Source organism: Saccharomonospora halophila 8 (assembly GCF_000383775.1).
GTDB lineage: Bacteria > Actinomycetota > Actinomycetes > Mycobacteriales > Pseudonocardiaceae > Saccharomonospora > Saccharomonospora halophila.
Genome location: NZ_KB912477.1, coordinates 39,840 through 43,244, shown reverse-complemented (window position 1 = coordinate 43,244; position 3,405 = coordinate 39,840). Strand labels below are relative to the sequence as shown.

General features: G+C 73.0%; 5 protein-coding genes. 2 read left to right on the top strand and 3 right to left on the bottom strand.

The features are described 5' to 3' along the window. Positions 1–109: 109 nt before the first annotated feature. Both SACHA_RS0100605 and SACHA_RS19565 read left to right on the top strand, forming a co-directional pair. Entirely contained in the window at positions 110–883 is a 774-nt protein-coding gene (locus SACHA_RS0100605; RefSeq protein WP_019806346.1) for a maleylpyruvate isomerase family mycothiol-dependent enzyme, read from the top strand. A gap of 122 nt (positions 884–1,005) precedes the next feature. Continuing rightward, entirely contained in the window at positions 1,006–1,707 is a 702-nt protein-coding gene (locus SACHA_RS19565) for an ACT domain-containing protein (protein WP_019806344.1), read from the top strand. Here SACHA_RS19565 and SACHA_RS0100595 read toward each other — a convergent pair. The 3 genes from SACHA_RS0100595 to SACHA_RS0100585 form a co-directional block, all read right to left on the bottom strand. Then, the gene (locus SACHA_RS0100595) at positions 1,656–2,363 is read right to left on the bottom strand and encodes a hypothetical protein (protein WP_028662756.1); all 708 of its coding nucleotides are present in this window, start codon (positions 2,361–2,363) and stop codon (positions 1,656–1,658) included. The genes SACHA_RS19565 and SACHA_RS0100595 overlap by 52 nt on opposite strands. A 119-nt stretch (positions 2,364–2,482) precedes the next feature. Next, positions 2,483–2,983, bottom strand: coding sequence for a peptide deformylase (gene def / locus SACHA_RS0100590; protein WP_019806340.1), 501 nt, complete (start codon positions 2,981–2,983; stop codon positions 2,483–2,485). Positions 2,984–3,040: 57 nt separating this feature from the next. Next, positions 3,041–3,405 (bottom strand): hypothetical protein (locus SACHA_RS0100585; protein ID WP_157601546.1); only part of this gene is annotated, 365 nt, incomplete at its 5' end.

The following is a 3,405-nucleotide window of genomic DNA, read 5'->3' as shown; positions in this document are numbered from 1 at the left end:
GCGCGACCGCCACCGCCGCCGGGCAGGCGGTGACGGACGGACCCGCGGTGACGGACGGACCCGCGGTGCGGTGTGGGGGAGCCGGGCCGGAACGGGGCCGGAGGACGTGATGCGGGCAGGCACCCGGACCGATCACGGGCGGATGCTCGACGCACTCGACCACGAGGTGGAGCTTCTGGTGCGGACGGCGGACGCGGTACCGCCGGAGACGGTCGTGCCCACGTGTCCGGGATGGACGGTCGGGGAGGTCGTCCGGCACGTGGGAAGCGTCGCGCGGGCCGCCTCCGGGTGGCTCCGGGAGGGGCAGGCACCCCGGCACTGGCGGAGGGCCCCGGCCGCGGGACAGACGCCGCAGGCCTACCTCCGGGACGGGGTGTCCGCGCTCCGGGACCTGCTCGCCGCGCACGGGCCCGCCGAGCCCGCGGCCACGTGGTGGGACACCGACCGCACGTTCGGGTTCTGGCGCAGACGCATGCTGCACGAGGTGACCGTGCACCGCGTGGACGTGGAACACGCCGCGGGGCCGGCGCCGTCCCCGATCGCCGACGAGGTCGCCGTGGACGGGGTGGACGAGGCGGTGAACCTGTGGTTCGGCCACCGGCTGCGGCGGATGGGGGTCACCGGCACCAGACCGGCCGCGGTGGCGGTGGACACGGCGGGGCACAGGTGGCTCACCCACGCCGGACCCGACGGGGCCGTGGTCGTCCGCGGGGACGGTGCTCCGGGCGGACCGGACGACCGCGTCGACGCGGTCGTGTCCGGCGCCGCCACCCGGGTCTACCTGTGGTTGTGGGGCAGGGAGGGGCCCGGTTCGGTCACCGTCGACGGCGACGACGACGCCGTCGCCCAGATGTGGGCACTCCTGCGGCTGGCCACGCGCTGAGGCGTCCGGTGCCCCTCGCCTTTCCGGTGGTGTAACACAACCCGGCCGTGTCCGGCGCGACCTGACGTGGACGCAATGTCGATGTCGTCGACGCGCAACACCGGTCCGGCAGGGTGCCGGGTATGGACAGGAACACGGACCACGGGGCCCCTTTCCCGCCGACGGACGGTCACCCCGCGCGGCAACTCGCGGCCACGCCCGCGTGGCGGGTGCGCATCCGGATGGACGATGACCCGGGAGCCCTCGCCCGTGTGGCGGGCAGGCTCGCCGATCTGGAGTGCAACATCCTCGGACTGGGGGTGTTGCCGGTCCCGGGTGGGGTGCTCGACGAGATCGTCGTCCGCCCCGCCATCGGCCTGCCCCCGGGACATCTTCTCCGTGCCGTGGAGGACGAAGGGTACGAATGCGTCGGGATCACCGAGGCCGACGTGCACGACCTCGTCGACCCGGTCACCGCGGCACTGGGCACGGCGGCCCGGATGCTCGCCGGGCCCGGCCCGCATCACGGCACCCGGCCGGTGCTCGACGCCGTCTCCGCGCTCATCTGGCCCGCCCGGGTGGCCGTCGTCTCCGCGGACGTTGCGGAGGCGGACCGGACCGACGGGGGGCACCGTGCCGTCCTGCCGGACCGCTCCGGACGGATGCTCGTCCTGAGCCGGGTGTGGGCACCGTTCACGCAGCTGGAGCTCGCCCGTGTGTGCGCGTTGCTCGACCTGGTCGACGCGGCCCGTGGTGAGTTCCCGGCACACTCCGCCGCGGGCCGGGACGGCACTCAGCAGGTGACCGAGACGTCCACGCCACTGCGGAACGAGACGTGTACGTGATCCATGTGGTTCGCCGTGGCACTGCCGCGGTCGGCCATCGCCGACCACCCGGCACCGTGGTTGATGCGCTGACGCCAGATGACGTACTTGACCCCGAACTCGTCGCGGTGCTCGACCAGGTGGTCGGCCAGCGCGTTGCCGGTGGGCACGTCCACCATGAGGTCGAGGGCCAGTCCGGCGGGATGGTCACTGGGGTTCGACCGGGGTGCCCGGCCACCCACCGAGTCGACGGAGAACCGCTCCAGCAGATGGTTGCCGACCTGTGCGACGTGGGAGACGGTGCCCTCCAGCTCGGTCGGGCACGACTCCACCGTGGTCTCGGCCTCGGTGGTCGCGGCGACGTCCGTGGTCTCCTCTGGGGCCTCCCCGGTCGTCTCCGGTTCCGCGGAGGTGGTCGACGTGGTGGTCGTGCTCTTCGTGGTGGTCGTGCTCTCCGGAGTGCTCGACGTGGGGTCGGTCGACCGGGACCGGGACGGGGTGGACGGCGGGGCCGGTAGACCGGCGGCGACCGCGGCCACCGCCGTGGTGCGGTCCTTCGCCGGCGGTGCGGTGCCCGTCAGAGCCATGGTGCCGACCAGTGCGGTGGCGGCGAGGAGTCCGACCGCCGTGGGTGTGGCCCACGGCCTCCGTGGTTTGGCGCGGTGTCGACCAGCCATCTTTCCCTCATTCCGGTGACGGCGATGGCGGTCAGATTAAGAACCGGCAACGAAAGTGTCACGACGGAGTGGCGACGGACACAGATCAAAATCACCGCTGATCACGGCGGGTGTCAGTCCTATACGGACCAGAACCAGTCGTGCCGCCGCGCCTCGCGGAACGCCTGCCGCCGCCGGTCCGTCGTGAGCCGGTCCAGATACAGCACACCGTCGAGGTGGTCCACCTCGTGTTGCAGACACTGCGCCAGCACACCGGTCCCCTCCACGGTGACCGGCTCGTTGTCGAGGTCGACACCACGCACGACGGCCCGGCGTGCCCGCTCGGTCGGGAACCTCAGCTCCGGCACGGACAGACAGCCCTCGTCGAGCAGGTGGGTCTCCTCGGACACCTCGACCAGGACCGGGTTGAGCACGTATCCCACGGCGTCGTCGACCCGGTAGCTGAACGCGCGCAGGCCCACGCCGATCTGCGGCGCGGCCAGCCCCGCCCGGCCCGGCAGTCCGACGGTGTCGAGCAGATCGTCCACCAGTGCCTTCGTGGTCCGGTCGAACGTGGTGACCGGGCCGGCCACCGTCTTCAGCACCGGGTCACCGAAATAGCGCAGGTCACGTACCGTCATGGGGAGTCTCGTCCTTTCCTGGTCGCGCTCACCCTAGCCCGCCGGGACGGCGCAGGTTCACGCCCGCAGCCGCAGCCCCGCCGGGGTCGCGCGGAACCCCACCTCCCGCAGCACCTCCGCGAGACCGGAGGTCAGTGCGCGCTCCCCGTCGGCCTTCTGTACCTGCAACCGGCCGAGCCAGCCGTCCCGCACCGCCGCGGACAGCGCCGTCGCCGCCGCGTGCAACGTCGCACGATCCTCGGTGAACGACAGCAGCGACCGGCCGCCCCGCTCGACGTAGAGCGCGGGGACACCGTCCACCAGCACGGCCAGCGCCCCCGCCTTACGGGCGGGCCGGTGCTTCGTGTCGCCGAGCACCGTGGGCCACGGCAACGCCGCACCGTACGGCTGGGCCGGGTCGGCCGCCGCCAGCACCACGGCCT